The 16,886-nt window shown below is 54.6% G+C and carries 14 protein-coding genes; 13 read left to right on the top strand and 1 reads right to left on the bottom strand.

Going from position 1 to position 16,886, the window contains the following annotated elements; all coding sequences use genetic code 11:
* Positions 1 to 35 precede the first annotated feature (35 nt).
* From EHV15_RS27360 to EHV15_RS27340, 5 genes are read left to right on the top strand one after another with little or no spacing between them, the layout of a single operon-like run.
* Positions 36 to 1,019: a branched-chain amino acid ABC transporter permease gene (locus EHV15_RS27360; protein WP_128634015.1), complete on the top strand. Its 984-nt coding sequence runs from the start codon at positions 36 to 38 to the stop codon at positions 1,017 to 1,019.
* A 19-nt stretch (positions 1,020 to 1,038) separates the two neighbouring features.
* Complete coding sequence (locus EHV15_RS27355) at positions 1,039 to 2,325, top strand: branched-chain amino acid ABC transporter permease (protein ID WP_425464492.1); 1,287 nt, start codon at positions 1,039 to 1,041, stop codon at positions 2,323 to 2,325.
* Positions 2,322 to 3,122 carry an ABC transporter ATP-binding protein gene (locus EHV15_RS27350; protein ID WP_128634013.1) on the top strand — a complete coding sequence of 267 codons (801 nt, stop codon included), beginning with the start codon at positions 2,322 to 2,324 and terminating at the stop codon, positions 3,120 to 3,122. The genes EHV15_RS27355 and EHV15_RS27350 overlap by 4 nt, the downstream gene beginning before the upstream one ends.
* Complete coding sequence (locus EHV15_RS27345) at positions 3,119 to 3,823, top strand: ABC transporter ATP-binding protein (protein ID WP_128634012.1); 705 nt, start codon at positions 3,119 to 3,121, stop codon at positions 3,821 to 3,823. The genes EHV15_RS27350 and EHV15_RS27345 overlap by 4 nt, the downstream gene beginning before the upstream one ends.
* A 2-nt stretch (positions 3,824 to 3,825) precedes the next feature.
* Positions 3,826 to 4,812, top strand: coding sequence for a DMT family transporter (locus tag EHV15_RS27340; protein WP_128634011.1), 987 nt, complete (start codon positions 3,826 to 3,828; stop codon positions 4,810 to 4,812).
* Positions 4,813 to 5,170: 358 nt separating this feature from the next.
* Here the strand turns inward: EHV15_RS27340 and EHV15_RS27335 are convergent, their stop codons facing one another.
* Positions 5,171 to 5,761: a C40 family peptidase gene (locus tag EHV15_RS27335; RefSeq protein ID WP_128634010.1), complete on the bottom strand. Its 591-nt coding sequence runs from the start codon at positions 5,759 to 5,761 to the stop codon at positions 5,171 to 5,173.
* Positions 5,762 to 5,996: 235 nt separating this feature from the next.
* On the opposite strand from EHV15_RS27335, the gene EHV15_RS27330 reads away from it, so the two are divergent.
* From EHV15_RS27330 to EHV15_RS27295, 8 genes are all read left to right on the top strand, one after another.
* Positions 5,997 to 7,673 carry a response regulator gene (locus tag EHV15_RS27330; protein WP_128634009.1) on the top strand — a complete coding sequence of 559 codons (1,677 nt, stop codon included), beginning with the start codon at positions 5,997 to 5,999 and terminating at the stop codon, positions 7,671 to 7,673.
* Positions 7,673 to 9,463 carry a sensor histidine kinase gene (locus EHV15_RS27325; protein ID WP_128635564.1) on the top strand — a complete coding sequence of 597 codons (1,791 nt, stop codon included), beginning with the start codon at positions 7,673 to 7,675 and terminating at the stop codon, positions 9,461 to 9,463. Before EHV15_RS27330 ends, EHV15_RS27325 begins: the two co-directional genes overlap by 1 nt.
* Complete coding sequence (locus EHV15_RS27320; protein WP_128634008.1) at positions 9,460 to 10,443, top strand: substrate-binding domain-containing protein; 984 nt, start codon at positions 9,460 to 9,462, stop codon at positions 10,441 to 10,443. Before EHV15_RS27325 ends, EHV15_RS27320 begins: the two co-directional genes overlap by 4 nt.
* Positions 10,444 to 10,546: 103 nt before the next feature.
* The gene (locus tag EHV15_RS27315) at positions 10,547 to 11,365 is read left to right on the top strand and encodes an MBL fold metallo-hydrolase (RefSeq protein ID WP_128634007.1); all 819 of its coding nucleotides are present in this window, start codon (positions 10,547 to 10,549) and stop codon (positions 11,363 to 11,365) included.
* A gap of 749 nt (positions 11,366 to 12,114) precedes the next feature.
* Positions 12,115 to 13,158: a galactose ABC transporter substrate-binding protein gene (locus tag EHV15_RS27310; RefSeq protein ID WP_128634006.1), complete on the top strand. Its 1,044-nt coding sequence runs from the start codon at positions 12,115 to 12,117 to the stop codon at positions 13,156 to 13,158.
* Between the two features lie 163 nt (positions 13,159 to 13,321).
* Positions 13,322 to 14,833: a sugar ABC transporter ATP-binding protein gene (locus tag EHV15_RS27305; protein WP_128634005.1), complete on the top strand. Its 1,512-nt coding sequence runs from the start codon at positions 13,322 to 13,324 to the stop codon at positions 14,831 to 14,833.
* Between the two features lie 23 nt (positions 14,834 to 14,856).
* Complete coding sequence (mglC, locus tag EHV15_RS27300) at positions 14,857 to 15,867, top strand: galactose/methyl galactoside ABC transporter permease MglC (RefSeq protein ID WP_128634004.1); 1,011 nt, start codon at positions 14,857 to 14,859, stop codon at positions 15,865 to 15,867.
* Between the two features lie 477 nt (positions 15,868 to 16,344).
* Positions 16,345 to 16,863: a CAP domain-containing protein gene (locus EHV15_RS27295; RefSeq protein ID WP_128634003.1), complete on the top strand. Its 519-nt coding sequence runs from the start codon at positions 16,345 to 16,347 to the stop codon at positions 16,861 to 16,863.
* The last annotated feature ends 23 nt before the right edge of the window (positions 16,864 to 16,886 follow it).

Below are 16,886 nucleotides of genomic sequence, written 5' to 3'. Positions count from 1 at the left end.
TACGTACACACTTCTAAAAAAGGGGTTAGGCCATAATGGATACGATCCTGCAAACTCTTCCCCAGGTATTGGTGGACGGCCTTACTTTGGGCGCGGTTTACGCCGTGGTGGCGATCGGGTATACGATGGTTTACGGCATTCTGGAATTCATTAATTTTGCCCATGGCGAAATATTTATGACCGGCGCTTTTGTAGGAACGGCGGTGCTCCTTGGGATGGGCTCCGCCGGCTGGCTTGGCGCTCTGCCGGCCGGACTGGCTTACTTTTTGATCCTCGCTACGGCGATGGTGTTCACGGGGGTGATGGGAATCGGGATCGAGCGGGTGGCCTACCGGCCGCTCCGCAATGCTCCCAAATTGATCTCCCTGATCTCCGCGATCGGCGTCTCCTTTCTGCTTCAGGATATCGTGCGGTTTATCGCCGATGTGCGCACGGGCAATTTCGTCGTTACCGGCATTTCGCTTTACGGCGATAACCTTATCCTGGGCGCATCGTCGCTGTGGGCCGGGTTTAACGACGCTTTTCTGAAAACGAACACGATTATCGTCGTGGCCGTCGCCGTCGTCTTGATGATCGGCCTTGATCTGTTTGTCAACCGGACCAAGTGGGGCAAAGCGATGCGCGCTGTGGCCCAGGACCGGGAGACGGCGGCGCTGATGTCGATCAACGTAAACAAGGTGATCGCCTTGACGTTTTTTATCGGCTCCGCGCTTGGCGGCGGCACCGGCGTGCTGTTCGCGCAGCAATACGGAACGATCGACCCTTACATCGGCTTTATTTTGGGCATGAAGGCATTCACCGCGGCGGTGCTGGGCGGAATCGGAAATATCCGGGGCGCGATGTTCGGCGGTTTGTTTATCGGCGTGCTGGAAATGTTCTCCTCGGCCAACCTGTCGGTCATTACCGGCGGAACGCTGGGCGGGGAATACAAGGATGTCGTTGCTTTTCTGATTTTGATTGCGGTCCTGATTTTCAAACCGGAGGGCCTGTTCGGCAGAGCCCTCAAAGAGAAAGTGTAGGTGAAACTTCGTGAATCGACTGAGTGCATGGCTGGAACGCAGCAAAGCCGCGCAAGCCTCGCTTTTTTCGTTGTTTGTGATCGTTACGGCCGCGAGCGTTTATTTTTCGGATAAATCGGTGGTTGCGTTTTTGCTGCTTTTGGGTTCCTTGCTGTTGCTTTATTACACTACGTTTCCGGTTCCCGTCAAGTGGACGGCCGGAGCCGTTCTGGTGCTGCTGGTCATTCCGTTCGCTACTTCGGGCGGGCCTTCGCATCAATCCTATATGGAGGTCGCGACGCAGTGCGGCATTTACATCGCGATGGCGCTTGGCCTCAACATCGTGGTCGGGTTCGCCGGCCTGCTCGATCTCGGGTTTGTCGCTTTTTTCGCCGTCGGGGCTTACACGTACGCGATTTTTGCCACCCCTCAGGCCAACGAATTTATTTCCGGGGGTATGTTCCCGCTGTCCGGCGGAGCCTTCTGGATCTTCATCGCGATCGGCGGGTTTATGGCCGCGTTGTTCGGTTTGCTGCTTGGCCTGCCGGTGCTGCGGGTTAAAGGCGATTACTTGGCGATCGTCACGCTGGGTTTCGGCGAAATCATCCGGATCATTTTCAACAATTTGGATAGACCGGTGAACATTACGAACGGGGCGATGGGGTTGTCTTCGATTCAGGCGCCCAGCTTGTTCGGCTACAAGTTTACGTTTCCGAACCAGTATTATTTTATCGTGGTGTTCATTTTGGCGCTCGTCATCTTCAGTGTAAAAAGATTGGAGCATTCCCGGCTCGGACGGGCTTGGAAGGCGATCCGGGAAAATGAAATCGCCGCTCAATCGATGGGCGTGCCGCTGATCCGGACCAAGCTGACCGCTTTTGCCATCGGCGCTTCGTTTTCCGGGATGATGGGCGTTGTGTTCGCCGCCAAGCAAACGTTCATCGATCCGACCAGCTTTACGCTGCTGGAATCGATCACGATTTTAGTCATGGTGCTGCTGGGCGGCATGGGCAGCGTGCCGGGGGTTATCCTCGGCGCGGCGCTGGTGACGATTCTCAATTTGCAGGTGCTGACGGAGCTGACCAATTGGCTGAACCAGTTGACACTGCAAGGGGTGCTTAATATCCCCAGCTCGATCTCCCCGTCCAAAATGCAGCGCCTCATATTCGGCGCCATCCTCGTGCTTATCGCGATATTCAGGCCTAACGGCTTGATTTCGGCCAAAAACCGGAAGGTGGACGGCGAGCGGCTTAAGGCGCAGCGTTCTTCCCCTGTGCTTTCGTTTCGGCAGCAGGGCAAACAACAGAGCGGAGGTGTCGGCAAATGACTATTTTGAAGGTGCAGGGTCTCGTGAAACGCTTCGGTGGACTGACGGCGGTGGACGGGGTCGATTTTTCGTTCCCCCGCGGCAAAATATCCGCCGTGATCGGGCCAAACGGGGCCGGAAAAACGACTTTTTTCAATATGATTACGGGCATATATACGCCGGACGAGGGCGCGATCGAATTGGAAGGAAAATCGATCGTGGGCGTCAAACCGCATCAGGTGGCAAGCCGGGGAATCGCCCGGACATTCCAAAATATCCGCTTGTTCGGCAGCATGACCGTGCTCGAAAACGTAATGGTCGGCAGGCATATTCATTTGAAAGCGGGTTTGCTCGGGACTTTGCTTTCCTTGCCGAAATTTCGTCAGGAAGAGGAGCAGGCTCAGCTTGAGGCTTACCGGCTGCTTGAATTCGTCGGCCTTGCGGAGCTGCTGAACGAGCAGGCGGGAAGCTTGCCCTATGGCGCGCAAAGACGGCTGGAAATCGCCCGGGCGTTGGCGGCGGGGCCGAAGGTGCTGCTGCTGGACGAACCGGCGGCGGGCATGAACCCGCGGGAAACGGCGGAGCTGATCGGACTCATCCGGCAGATTCAGGAAAACACCGGGATGACGATTATTTTGATCGAACACGATATGAAGCTGGTGATGGAGTTGTCCGAGCATATTCTGGTGCTGGACTACGGGATGAAGATTGCCGAAGGCGGCCCCGATGCGATCCGCAGCCATCCGAAAGTGATTGAAGCGTATTTGGGAAAAAGCGCGGTTGCTCCGGAAGCCCCCAGGCTTGAGGTGATTTCATGAGCCTTTTGGAGCTGTGCGAAGTCCGCGCTTATTACGGTGCCATCGAGGCGTTGAAGGGAATCTCGCTCAAGGTGGAGGAGGGGGAAATCGTCTCGCTGATCGGCTCCAACGGCGCCGGCAAATCGACGACGCTGAAAGCGATCTGCGGGCAGGTGAACACCGCCGGTGAAATCCGCTTTGCCGGGAGCGATATGTCTTCTCTGCCGCCGCACCGGGCGGCCCTGAAAGGGATCGCGCACGTGCCGGAGGGGCGGCGTATCTTCCCGCGTCTGACGGTGAAGGAAAATTTGGAGCTGGGGGCTTTCTCCACCCGCGACAAAAAGGCGGTCAAGCAGCGGATGGAGCGGGTGTTTGCCTATTTTCCGCGGTTGAAGGAGCGGCTTGGGCAAATGGGCGGAACGATGAGCGGCGGGGAACAGCAAATGCTGGCCATCGGCAGGGCGCTGATGATGGAGCCGCAAATCCTGCTGCTCGATGAGCCGTCGATGGGGCTGGCCCCGATCATTGTGGAGCAGATTTTCGAAATCATTCAGGAGCTAAACCGGGAAGGCATGACCGTGCTGCTGGTGGAGCAAAACGCTTTTCAGGCGCTGCAGATCGCCCATCGCGGCTACGTGATGCAGACCGGGGAAATTTTGCTGGAGGATGAAGCCGGCCGGCTGCTGTCCAACGAGCAGGTTAAGGAGGCTTACCTGGCCTAGAGATGCGACCGATTCTGTACGGTATTTTAGCTTCTTTGTTCTTCTCGTCGACGTTTGTGCTGAACCAGACGATGAAGTGGTCGGGCGGGAACTGGATGTATGCCGCGTCGCTGCGCTTTCTGTTTATGATTCCGTTTTTACTGGTGATTGTAGGCGTTCGCGGGAGGCTGGCCCCGTTGTTCGCGGAAATGAGGAAACGGCCGTGGACCTGGCTTGGCTGGAGCTTCGTCGGCTTCGGTATCATGTACGTTCCCGTGTGCTTTGCGGCGGAGTATGAACCGGGCTGGCTGATTGCGGGAACCTGGCAAATTACGATTGTGGCGGGTTTGCTTGTGGCCCCGGCTTTCTCGGTAATGGTCGACACGCCGGCAGGACCTGTCCGCAGGAGGGGAAAGGTCCACTGGCGGGGGCTTGGCATCTCGCTGATCATCCTGGTTGGCGTTGGGATGATGCAGCTCAGCCAGGCGCAAGCGATTTCGGCGCGCGAGCTGCTGCTCGGCGCCGTGCCGGTTGTAGTCGCAGCGTTTGCGTATCCGCTGGGCAACCGCAAGATGATGGCCGTCTGCGGCGGGCGGCTGGACGCTTATCAGCGCGTGCTGGGCATGGCGCTGGCCACCTTGCCGCTGTGGCTGCTGCTCTCCGCTGCCGCCTTCTGGCAGGACGGTCCCCCAAGCTCAAGCCAGGCCGGCCAGGCGCTGCTTGTCGCCGTTTGCTCGGGGGTCATCGCTACCGTGCTGTTTTTCGCGGCGACGGATATGGCCAGAGGTTCGGCGCGGAAGCTCGCCGCCGTGGAGGCTACGCAATCGGGGGAAGTGGTGTTTGCGACCGTGGGCGAGCTTTTGCTGCTGCCCGTTCCGCTTCCCGCCTTGCCGTCTTTGCTTGGAATGCTGCTGGTTGTCGCCGGCATGATTCTGCACAGTTGGGCTTCGGGAAGCAAGCGTTCCCCGGCCCTTCCCGATAAGGAAAGCGGGCCGGTCGTATCGCCGTAATGTCTGCGGACGGACGGCAGGTGCGTAAAAACAACAAAGGACTGCGTTTCCCCAATGCATGCGCAGCCGGTGGCCGGCTGCCGGAGAGGAAGGCAGTCCTTTTCGTTTGACTGGTCTGAAAACCCCATAAAAATAGCGGAACTTTGTGGTCTTATTTTCCGGAATGAAGCATGTTATACCCCATTAGCGGAATTTTATGTCCTTATTTTCCGATGAATGGTGCCTAAAGCGGCAATCTCCCAGCGTTTCAAGAAAATAGCGACATCATTTTCCTTTATTTCACTCAAAGTGGGGGATATGGCCGAAATAACGGCATTTTTTTCCTTTATGTGTTCGCTTAACATTCTACCATCCGGCCTCAATTCGCGGCATACAAATGATGCTGTTCCAGCGAAGCCGCGGTTCTCCGGGAATAGCAGTACAGCTCACGGTACGTTTCCAGGTTGCCGCGGAACACCAGCTTCAGGAAAGAGCAGGTCGACAGATCGGAGGGGGTCGTTAACCCGGCGGACTTGTCGAGCAGCTTGACACCGGCTTCCTGAAACACGGCGCTGACGAACTGGGAGCAGAAGTAGGATTTTTCCCCGCCCAGCTCCATATTGAGGATAATGCCCAAAAGGCCGAGAAAATTATAGTTATACTGTTCGCCGTTCTCTTCGAATTTTTTCACATAGTTTCGCATGTGCAGATAGGTTTCCTTGCTGACTTTGCAGCTGTATAAGGCGCAGGTTGCTTTTTCGAACACGCCGCCGTGAATGTCTTCCTTGACGAATCCGCCGTACATCGGAATCAGCGGATGCTTTCGCCCGAAGCTGTATACTTCGCGAAGCTCGGGGTCAAAAGCGATGGAGGCATGATTGAACGGGGCTCTGGTGTAGAGGCCGATCATCTTGGCGACCCAGGTTTTCGGATTGCTTAATAAGATGTAGATTTGCATTTGATTTGACATTGTTTAACCACCAACATTTGAATTGATTACAGTTCCATTTGATATTATCATGGTACTTCGTTTGCGGGAATACAAAAACAGACCGGAGGCGGAAATAAAACTAGACTAAGGTCTTGCTTCTCGTCCTTCCGCGTTTGCCGGTGCGGACATTTACTTTTCGCAGACGATAGGATAAAATCGGGGGGAAATCCAGGGATAAAGACAAGGAAAGAGGATGAAAGAGGATGGTCCATCGATGTTTAAGTTGATTTTGGCCGATGACGAAGAAGATGTGCGGGAAGGGCTGCTGCAGCTGATCGACTGGGAAAACGTCGGGTTTACGGTGGCGGACACGGCCGAAAACGGCAAGGAAGCCGCGGAAATGATCGAGAAGCATGTGCCCGACGTGGTCGTTACCGATATTCAAATGCCGTTTATGAACGGCCTGCAGTTGGCCGAGTGGATTCGCGGCCATTATCCGGCGACGAAGATTATTATCCTGACCGGTTACGAGGAATTCGAGTATGCTCAAAAAGCGATCCGGCTCGGCATCGATGAGTATATTTTGAAACCGTTTTCAGCCGCGGAACTGGCGGACATTTTGCGCAAGGTCAAGAAGCAGATCGACGCGGAGCTCGCCGAAAAGGAAAACGTGCAGCTGCTGACCGAGCACTACCGCAAAAACCTCCCCGTGCTCCAAAGCCTGTTCCTGTCCTCGCTCGTCTCCAGGCGGCTAAGGGAAACGGAGATCCAGGAAAAAAGCCAGCATTACGGGCTTGATTTAAACGGCAGCGAATACATGGTTTCAATTCTTCGCATCGATGCCGCCCCAAGCCGCAAGGAAACCGTGAGTACTGGCAGCGGCGAGCCAGGCTCCATCATGGCAAACGGATCGGTATCTTTAAAGGATACGAACGACACCCAACTTCAGCTGTTCGCTGTCTATAATATCGCCGAAGAAATCGTAAAGCGGCATCCGGCGGATAAAGCGTTTATCCACCATGACGAGGTGGTGCTGCTGAGCATCCGGCGCCATGAGGGCCGTGAGGATCTGGCCGCCCGGACGCTGCAATTGCTGGAGGAAATCCGGTTCAGCGTGGAGCGGTTTCTGAACTTGACGGTCACGATCGGAGCCGGCCGGGCGGCCGTCCGTCTGAACGATGCCGTGTCCTCCTATGAGGAAGCGCTGAAGGCGCTCGATTACCGGGTGATCCTCGGCGGGAACAAAGTGATTTGGATCGAGGATGTGGAGTCCCGGGAGTACGTTTCGCTGGCGGTCGATGAACTGAAAGAGAAGGAGTTGGTCCGCTGCCTGAAAGTGGGAAGCGATCAGGAGCTGGAGCGGCTTCTGGAGGACATGTTTGGCGTATTGGCCGACAACAAAGTATCCTATCAGGACTTTCAGGTTTACCTGCTGGAAATGTTGACTTCGGTCATCAAAGTGGCCAAGGACAGCCACGCGGATTTGGACAAGCTGTTTGGCGAGGGGCCCGGTTTTCTTGGGCAGTTTGCCAAATTTGCGCACGCGGACGAGGCGAAGTCCTGGTTTTTGGACATGTGCATGAAGCTGAAGCATTCGATCGCGTCGGACCGCCAATCCAGCTATAACAAACTGGTGGAGGAAGCCAAGGAATACATTTTGGCAAATTACGGGGACCACGATCTCTCAATCGCCAAGGTATGCCAGCATTTGCATATCAGCGCCGGTTATTTCAGCAATATTTTCAAAAAAGAAACAAAAACGACCTTTGTGAGCTATTTGATGGGGGCACGGATGGAAGCCGCCGAGCATTTGCTCGTTGCCACCGATTTGAAGGCGTTTGAAATCGCCGAGCGGGTCGGATTCTCCGATCCGAACTATTTCAGCTTTTGTTTCCGCAAAAAATACGGCATTTCCCCGAAAGAATACCGCGGCGGGGCGAGAAATCCATGATGAGGCTGTGGAAATCGGCCAAACAGCTGCTTGGCGGCTTTCATATCCGGAATATTCAGGTACTCATTTCTTTTTCCTCCATCACCGTTACGGTGCTTACGGTACTGCTGGTCAGCACGATGCTGTACAACCGCTTTACCCGCGCCGCCGAGGAGAACGTGTATCTTAGCCTGGAGGAAATCGTTGAACAGGTGAACTCCAATTTGGAGCTCTACGTGAGCGGCATGAAGGACGTATTCGAACTTACTGAGCACAAAATCGCTTCAACACCCGAAGCGGCCTCGGACGAACAGCTTGAGGACGAGCTCGGTACGGTGCTGAATACGCGGGAGGATCTGGTTTCGATCGCATTGTTTACCGAAAAAGGCGAACTGGTGCGCAATGTGCCGGCGATCCCGATGCGGCAAAATACGAGGCTCCAGGAGCAGCTATGGTTCGAATCCGCAATGGAGAACCCGGGGAAGCTGCAGTTTACGCCGCCCCATATTCAAAATTTATTCAAATGGGAGTACCGCTGGGTCGTGTCGATGAGCAAAACGGTCCCATATTGGGACCGGAATTCGCTGAAACAGGGCTTGCTGGTCATCGACATCAACTTTCGCACGATCGATCAGCTCAGCCAGCGCGTAAGTCTCGGCAAAAAAGGCTACGCTTACATCATTGATGCGGTCGGAAATATCGTATACCATCCCCAGCAGCAGCTTATTTATGCCGGATTGAAATACGAAAATATCGAGCCGGTGCTTAACTACGCCTACGGCCGGTATTTCGACGAATCCGACGGGGAGCAGCGCATTATTACGATTCAGACGGTCAAGCCGGCCGGCTGGAAAATCGTCGGTGTGGCTTACGCGGACGAGTTTTTGACGACGAAGCGGGAACTCGGCGTCTTTTTGTCCTGGTTCCTGCCCGTGGTGATCGTCATTATCCTCGCCATCAACATCTACGTGTCCGCACGCATTTCACAGCCGATCCGCAGGCTGGAAAGATCGGTGCAGATGGTTGAACGCGGCGATTTCGGCACGAATGTGTACGTAAGCGGCGCTTACGAGGTGGAGCAGTTGTCCAAACGCTTCAACCTGATGCTGCGGCGGATTCGCGAGCTGATGGACCAGATCATCCAGGAGCAGGAAGCGAAGCGGAAAAGCGAGCTCGACGTGCTGCAGTCGCAAATCAATCCGCATTTCCTCTATAATACGTTGAATTCGGCAACGCGCCTGGCGGAGCTGGGACGGAACGAGGAAGTCGTGACGACGATCACGTCGCTGTCGCGGTTTTTTCGCATCAGTTTAAGCCAAGGCAGCCATATCATTTCCGTCCAGGAAGAGCTGGAGCATGTGCGGCACTACCTGATCATCCAGACGATCCGTTTCAAGAACAAGTTCAGGTACGAGATCGAGGCCGATGAAGCGGCGCTCGAATGCCGGACTTTGAAGCTGATCCTGCAGCCTCTGGTGGAAAATGCGATCCATCATGGTATCGAAAAATCGGCGGAAGCGGGTTTTATCGGCGTGGAGGCCCGTTTGGAGGAGGAGCATCTGGTGTTCCGCATCCGCGACAACGGCGTCGGCATGCCGCCGGAGACGGTGGAGAAGTTGATGAAAGGCGCGGTGCGCAGTGAATCCGGTTCGGGCGTTGGCGTACGCAATGTGCAGGAGCGGATCGCGTTGTATTACGGCCCGGGGTACGGATTAAAGTTTGACAGTGAGCCGGAGGAAGGGACATTGGTAACGATTACGATTCCGGTGGTCAAGCCGGAGAATGCGCAAAAAGACGGGGTGGAACCATGAGCAGACGTATGCCAAAATCGATATCCGGAATGCTGCCGGTTGTACTGGCCGTTTTGTTGTCTTCGTGCACCTCCGGGTCCGGGAATTTGCCCACGGATCATGAACGACCGGTCGTTGTCGATATGATCGTCAAAATGGACCGCGGTGATTATTGGAAGACAACGAAGCTGGGGGCGGAGGTTGCCGCGAAAGAATACAACGTCCAGCTAAATTTTCTCGCGCCGGATAACGAAAACGACGTGGAGGGCCAGATTCGGCTGATGGAGGAATCGATCCAGCGCAAACCGGACGCAATCGTCTTGGCGGCGACCGACTATGAAGCGCTGGGGCAGGTAACGGACCGGACATCCTACGCCAATATTCCGGTCATCTCCATCGATTCGGAGGTGGCTTCCACGAAAGTGAAAATGTACGTTGGGACCAACAATTACGAGGCAGGCCAGAAGGCGGCGGAACGCCTGGTGGAGCTGACCGGTCCGGATAGCGAAATCGGCATCATCAATTTCGTGAAAGGGGCCCGCAACGCAGGTCAGCGGGAGGAAGGCTTTCTCGACTATGTCGCCCGGTTTCCCGGGGTCAAGGTCGTCGATACCCTGTATTGCGGCTCGGACGAAACGCTGGCGTACAACTTGGCGGTGGATATGCTGAAACGGTACCCCGGCCTGGACGGCATCGTCTCCCTAAGCGCGGAGTCCTCGATCGGGGCAGGCAAAGCGGTGGATGAATCGGGAAACGATCATTTGAAAATGATCGCTTTTGACAATCCGCCGGAAATGCTGGAGCTGCTGCAGGAGGAGAAGGTGCAGGCGATGGTCGTGCAAAATCCGTTCAACAACGGGTATTTGGCCGTGGTTGCCGCGGTGAAGGCGGCGCACGGCGAGAAATTGGAAGACAAAATGCCGACCGACACCAAGCTGATCGATCTGGGCAATATGCTGTGGCCGGAAAATCAAAAGCTGCTGTTTCCTTTCGTCAAGTGATGCTCCTTATTCTATATTAATGAGGAGAATCGGCGAACTCGGGGCATATTACTGAGGAACTGCGCTATACTTGCGTAACTTTAGTCCTGGGAGGATATCCGCGATGGAAAGAAGTTTGCTGGCCACGGGATTGGTAGATACGGTGCGGGCGGCCGAGGATGTGTGGAGCGTCCGTACGCTCATCGTTAACGTCTGTTTCGTCGGGAATACGAAGCAAGGGGATTGGGTGCTGGTGGATGCCGGAATCGGGCCTTTGACGGAAGCGCTAGTGGAGGAAGCCGAGTCCGTTTTTCACCGGCCGCCGGCGTGCATCGTTTTGACGCACGGCCATTTCGACCATGTCGGGGGCGTGAAAGAGCTCGCGGGAAAATGGGACGTCCCGGTATTTGCCCACCCCGCGGAGTTGCCTTATTTAACGGGGAAAAAAGATTATCCGGAGGGCGATCCTACCGTTGGCGGCGGCCTTATGGCGGGCGTGGCGCCGCTCTATCCCAACCGGGCGATCGATTTGGGCGGGCGGGTTCGCGCTTTGCCGGATGATGGCCAGGTGCCCGGGATGCCGGCATGGAAGTGGATTTATACGCCGGGGCATAGTCCGGGGCATGTCTCGTTGTTCCGCGAGCATGACCGCTTCCTGATCGCCGGTGACGCCTTCATCACCGTCAGGCAGGAATCGGCGTTGACCGTAGCCGCGCAAACGGTGGAAGTGCACGGTCCGCCGATGTATTTTACGCCGGACTGGCCGGCGGCTGGGCGTTCGGTCGAGCGCTTGGCGGCGCTTTCGCCGGAGACAGCGGTGACCGGGCATGGGCAGCCGCTTGGCGGGGAAGCCTTGCGCGCCGGGCTGAGTCGTCTTGCCGAGCATTTTGAGGAGCTCGCGGTCCCGGAGCAGGGAAGATATGTCCCTGAAGGGATGCGTTAAACCTTTAGCAGCAGAAACAACCGGCAGCAAGCCGTTCGGAACCTTCCGGACGGCTTGTTGTTTTTTAGATGCTTGACCGGCCCTGCTCTGATCAATAATTGCAAATCATACAACTAACTTTAGATCCATTTACCCAATCATTCGTTTAATTGCATTTCATACATTTATTTCCTCGTTTTTAGCCTCATTCTTCGAAAGATAGCGGAGTAACTGCAGGTTTTACACTTAATCAAGCGCTGTGGCAGCATTTCCGGATGAGTAACTGTACATTTTGCAACTATTCCATTCAATAGTGACCAAGACCGTGCGCTGGTAAAGGGAGGAGAAGAGGATTCCGGAGGCTAAGGGACTCCAGAGCCGTTATCCACGGAAAAACGAAGGTCTGCAAAATGTAACGGACCCGTATGACCTTATTTCGCTCGAATCGGCCCGGATGAACGGGTTTAGAGCGAAATAGAGTCATTTGAGTCCGTTAGGCTGGGAAATACCCGGGAAATGGGCGAGTCAGGTTCTAACCTTGAAGTAAGTTCCATAGGAACCTGACTCTAACAGTGGGTGGAATCCCATACCCATCCCTCCCGCGTATCCAACGTATGGGTTTACGTTCGTTTTCCTCATCAACCTCATTAGAATTTTTATAGAACATCTCAGAATTTTAGATTCGAATTCGACACTAAACAATGCATAATGAAAACGTATCCAAGAGAGAACTCACAGAAATCCAAAATGATTCAGGAGGTCAAATACGAATGAAAAAGATGACTACGGTAATGTTGGCTGCGGCCATGCTGGGCGCAACGATGGCGGGCTGCTCCAACGGCGGGAGTTCGGCCAGCGGCGGCAGCAACGGAGGGGGGAGCTCTACGCCGAGCGTCGGCGTGGCGATTTACAAATTTGATGACACGTTTATGACCGGCGTCCGCAACTCGATCGAGAAAAACGCGGACGGTATCGCGAAGGTAGATATCGTAGACAGCCAAAACTCGCAGCCGACGCAAAACGACAAGATCGATTTGTTCCTGACGAAAAAGACGAACGCGCTGATCGTCAACCCGGTGGACCGGACGGCGGCAGGCGTCATTATCGACAAGGCGAAAGCGAAGGATACGCCGGTGGTGTTCCTGAACCGCGAGCCGCTGCCGGAAGATATGAAGAAGTGGGACAAAGTTTATTATGTCGGCGCGAAAGCCGAAGAATCCGGGACCCTGTCCGGACAAATCATCGTGGACTACTGGAAATCGCATCCTGAAGCCGACAAAAACGGCGACGGCGTGCTGCAATACGTCATGCTGAAAGGCGAGCCGGGACACCAGGACGCTGAGCTCCGCACGCAGTATTCCGTACAGGCGATTGAAGACGCCGGAATCAAAGTGGAAAAAGTAGCCGAAGACACGGCGATGTGGGACCGCGTAAAAGGCCAGGAAAAAATGGCCGCGTTCCTTGCCGCAAATGGCGACAAAATCGAAGCCGTGCTGGCAAACAACGACGACATGGCGCTGGGCGCGATCGAAGCTTTGAAAGCCGCCGGCTACTTTACGGGCGACAAGTACATGCCGGTTGTCGGCGTAGACGCTACAGCTCCGGCCATTCAGGCACTTGAACAAGGCACGATGCTGGGAACGGTGCTCAACGACGCCGAGAACCAAGGTAAAGCCGCTGTAACGCTGGCCTCCCTGCTGGCCAAAGGCGAGGAAGTGAACAAGGACTCCGTCGGCTTTGAAATCACCGACAATCAATACGTTTGGATTCCTTACCAAAAAGTAACGAAGGAAAACGCGGCCGACTTCAAATAAGCTTTCGGCGTCCAGACGGGCAGCGCTTCTCATCATCATAAGGTTCATGGGAGGCTTTAGCGCCAAGCGGTGCGAGCCTCCCGGTTCTTCTTACAGGGATAGGGTACCGGAGGGAACGAAGCTGGCCTCTAAGTTTACAGACCATAGAAAGGGGCGACAAAGGATGGCTGAACCGAAATTTTTGCTGGAGATGAAGGGCGTCTCCAAGGAATTTCCCGGCGTTAAAGCGCTGGATGGCGTAACGCTGCAAGTTAGACCCGGCACCGTGCACGCGCTGATGGGCGAAAACGGGGCGGGCAAATCGACGCTTATGAAATGCCTGTTTGGCATTTACAAACCGGACGGCGGCGAGATTTTTATAGGCGGGCAAAAAGCGGAAATCCACAATTCCAGCGATGCGCTAAAGCTTGGCGTTTCCATGATTCACCAGGAGCTGCATCCGGTGCCTTTCCGCAATGTGATGGAAAATATATGGCTCGGACGTTTCCCGCGCATCGGATGGGGTCCTTTTCAATTCATTGATCACAAGAAGATGTACAAGGACACGGAAGAGCTGTTTAAGCAGCTTGATATCGATTTGAAACCCGATACGATCGTCGGCAAGCTGTCCGTTTCCAAGGTGCAATCGATTGAGATTGCCAAGGCCGTATCGTTCAACTCGCAAATTATCGTGATGGACGAACCGACGTCATCTTTGACCAGCGTCGAGGTGGAGCATCTGTTCCGCATCATTAACGACCTGAAGAGTCGCGGCGTTTCCATCATTTACATTTCACATAAAATGGAAGAAATTTTGCGGATCTCCGACGATGTGACGATCATGCGCGACGGGAAAAAGATCGGCACCTGGCCGGCGGCGGAAATGACCACCGATCTGATCATCTCCAAAATGGTCGGCCGCGATTTAACGCAGCGGTTCCCGGATCGGCACAACGTACCGAACGGCGTCGTTATGAAAGTGGATAATTTGACGTCGATCGATTCGCGGTCGTTTAAGGACGTGTCGTTCGAATTGCGCAAAGGGGAGATTCTGGGCGTCGGCGGATTGGTCGGGGCGCAGCGGACCGAGCTGATCGAGGCGTTGTTTGGGCTTCGCGAGATTAAAGCCGGGACGATTTCGATGAACGGGAAGCAGGTAAAAATCCGCAGTGCGGGCGAAGCCAAAAAACACGGTTTGGCCCTGCTGACCGAGGAACGCCGCACTACGGGGATTTTCCCGGTGCTGTCCGTTCACGAAAACGGGGCGATCGCCAACCTCAGACGTTACGTCAAGCCTTATGGCCTGCTGGACGAACGGAAGAAGAAAACCGAGGTCAATCAAATGGTCGAAAAGCTGCGGACCAAAACGCCGTCGCCCAAAACGCTCATCATGAACCTCTCCGGGGGGAATCAGCAGAAGGTGCTGCTGGCCAGATGGCTGCTCACCGAACCGGATATTCTGCTGCTGGACGAACCGACGCGCGGCATCGACGTCGGGGCGAAATATGAAATTTACACCATTATTGCGGATTTGGCGCAGCAAGGCAAAAGCATCATCATGATTTCATCCGAGATGCCCGAACTGCTGGGGATGTCCGACCGTGTCATGGTTATGTCCGAAGGCCGCCTGACCGGGATTTTGGATGGAGACAAGGCCACGGAACAAGAAGTTATGCGTTTGGCTGCCCAGCATTAAGGCTTAAAGAAGGAGGAGAAATCATGAATACGAAAAAAATCCAAGGTTTTGTGACCGAAAACGCGATCTATATCGTTTTGGCGGTGCTGCTGATCGGCATTGCCGTATATGACCCCAGCTTTATCGGCTTAAACACGCTGCGCGATATTTTGATTCAGTCCTCGACCCGGGTGATCATCGCCCTCGGCGTTGCCTTTATTCTCATTACGGGGGGGACGGACTTGTCCGCCGGCCGGATGGTCGGTTTGACGGCGGTCGTGTCGGCTTCCATGCTGCAAGAAGCTGATTATGCGCGGCGCTTCTTCCCGAACTTGCCGGAACTTCCGCTGTTCGTTCCAGTCTTGATCGCCATTGCGGTAGGTCTTGTTTTTGGCCTCATTAACGGCATCATCGTCTCGAAATTCAAGGTTCCGCCGTTTATCGCCACGCTCGGCACCATGGTCGCGATTTACGGGATCAACTCGCTGTATTTCGACACGGAGCCGAACCAGTCGCAGCCGATCGGCGGTTTGCGGGAAGACTTTACGACGCTTCTAGGTTCGGGCAGCATCGGCAGCGGGGACTTCTCGATTCCTTATATCGTCATCATCGCGATCGCCGTCTGCTTTATCGTGTGGGTTATGTTCAATAAGACACGGCTCGGCAAAAACATGTACGCCATCGGCGGCAACGAACAGGCGGCCAAGGTTTCCGGGATCAACGTTGCCAGAAACCTGATCCTGATCTACTCGATCGCCGGCGCGCTGTACGGCCTCGCCGGGGTGCTGGAAGCGGCGAGAACCGGCGGCGCGACCAACAACTACGGCAACATGTACGAGCTTGACGCCATCGCGGCCTGCGTCGTCGGCGGCGTTTCCACCACCGGCGGGATCGGTACCGTGCCGGGCATCATGGCCGGGGTGCTTATTTTCACCGTCATCAACTACGGCTTGACCTTCGTTGGCGTCGGCCCTTACTGGCAGCAAATCATCAAAGGCGCGATTATCGTCGCCGCCGTAGCGTTCGATATGCGCAAGTACGCAAGCAGAAAGTAATAGTTCAACACTCGGAGGACGCCGCCGGCGTCCTTTTTTGAAGTGGGCCTGCGTTTTTTTGTGGAGGTCATGGAAATAGCGGTAAAAAAGGGCCTTATATTTGCTAAAAAGGGAGTGCACTTTAAAATAGAGGAATTTTTTTCCTCTATACTTAGAAAAAAGGGGGTGGACAGGCGCTTTTCCCAGCTATCTCCCTAAATAACGACGAAAAATTCCGCTATTTTGCACATGAGGGGGGAAATCTCAAAATAAGGCCATAAATTGTCTCTTTTTCCGGCAGAGGTTTGATTTGTGCATCAGAGAACCAACGGAACGAATTCCCTGGGGGGTGTTTCTTTTGCATGCGTGATAGGCGCCTAAAAAGCCGATTTTTTCCAAGTTTTGGACGCGCATCCGAACCGGCAATATGTTAAAATGTGACAAGAACAGAGAAAAAAGCCGATAAAACCATCCGGCTGAATAAGGAGTTTTTACGTCATGGGCAAACGGAGCAAAAAAATCGTAACGGCAGGGCTGTTGATCTCCCTCCTGGCCGGGTTATTGGCGCCCGCTCACGGGGGCGGGGACTTGGCTCACGCGGCAGCGTCCAACACCCAGTCATTGGCAGCGGTTTATGCCCGCATTCAAACGGAAAACGCGTCGCAGGTCGTGGCGCTTGTCAATAAAGAACGAGTCGCGGCGGGGCTGAAACCGCTCGTGGTACATACCAATCTGACCAAAATGGCCAAAACCAAAGCGATCGATATGTACAAAAACAATTACTTCGATCATAATTCCCCAAAATATGGCTCGCCCTTCGACATGATGGACGCGTCCAATATCACGTTCACTTATGCCGGAGAAAATATTGCCAAGGGGCAGCGGTCGGCAAAGGAAGCCGTAAAGGACTGGATGAACAGTCCGGGACATAAAGCGAACATTTTGAATCCGAATTATAAGCTGATCGGCGTCGGTTATTATAACGGATACTGGGTCCAAGAGTTTATCGGGAAATAAAATCTAAAAATTGAAACCTCTCG

Source organism: Paenibacillus oralis (genome assembly GCF_003863965.1).
GTDB lineage: Bacteria > Bacillota > Bacilli > Paenibacillales > Paenibacillaceae > Fontibacillus > Fontibacillus oralis.
This window is presented reverse-complemented; position numbering and strand designations above follow the sequence as displayed.

What these genes read in the sequence shown, in the direction of transcription:
- EHV15_RS27360 (WP_128634015.1), top strand. Translation starts at nt 36, where the DNA reads ATGGATACGATCCTGCAAACTCTTCCCCAGGTATTGGTGGACGGCCTT.
- EHV15_RS27350 (WP_128634013.1), top strand. Translation starts at nt 2,322, where the DNA reads ATGACTATTTTGAAGGTGCAGGGTCTCGTGAAACGCTTCGGTGGACTG.
- EHV15_RS27345 (WP_128634012.1), top strand. Translation starts at nt 3,119, where the DNA reads ATGAGCCTTTTGGAGCTGTGCGAAGTCCGCGCTTATTACGGTGCCATC.
- EHV15_RS27340 (WP_128634011.1), top strand. Translation starts at nt 3,826, where the DNA reads ATGCGACCGATTCTGTACGGTATTTTAGCTTCTTTGTTCTTCTCGTCG.
- EHV15_RS27335 (WP_128634010.1), bottom strand. Translation starts at nt 5,761, where the DNA reads ATGTCAAATCAAATGCAAATCTACATCTTATTAAGCAATCCGAAAACC.
- EHV15_RS27330 (WP_128634009.1), top strand. Translation starts at nt 5,997, where the DNA reads ATGTTTAAGTTGATTTTGGCCGATGACGAAGAAGATGTGCGGGAAGGG.
- EHV15_RS27325 (WP_128635564.1), top strand. Translation starts at nt 7,673, where the DNA reads ATGAGGCTGTGGAAATCGGCCAAACAGCTGCTTGGCGGCTTTCATATC.
- EHV15_RS27320 (WP_128634008.1), top strand. Translation starts at nt 9,460, where the DNA reads ATGAGCAGACGTATGCCAAAATCGATATCCGGAATGCTGCCGGTTGTA.
- EHV15_RS27315 (WP_128634007.1), top strand. Translation starts at nt 10,547, where the DNA reads ATGGAAAGAAGTTTGCTGGCCACGGGATTGGTAGATACGGTGCGGGCG.
- EHV15_RS27310 (WP_128634006.1), top strand. Translation starts at nt 12,115, where the DNA reads ATGAAAAAGATGACTACGGTAATGTTGGCTGCGGCCATGCTGGGCGCA.
- EHV15_RS27305 (WP_128634005.1), top strand. Translation starts at nt 13,322, where the DNA reads ATGGCTGAACCGAAATTTTTGCTGGAGATGAAGGGCGTCTCCAAGGAA.
- mglC (WP_128634004.1), top strand. Translation starts at nt 14,857, where the DNA reads ATGAATACGAAAAAAATCCAAGGTTTTGTGACCGAAAACGCGATCTAT.
- EHV15_RS27295 (WP_128634003.1), top strand. Translation starts at nt 16,345, where the DNA reads ATGGGCAAACGGAGCAAAAAAATCGTAACGGCAGGGCTGTTGATCTCC.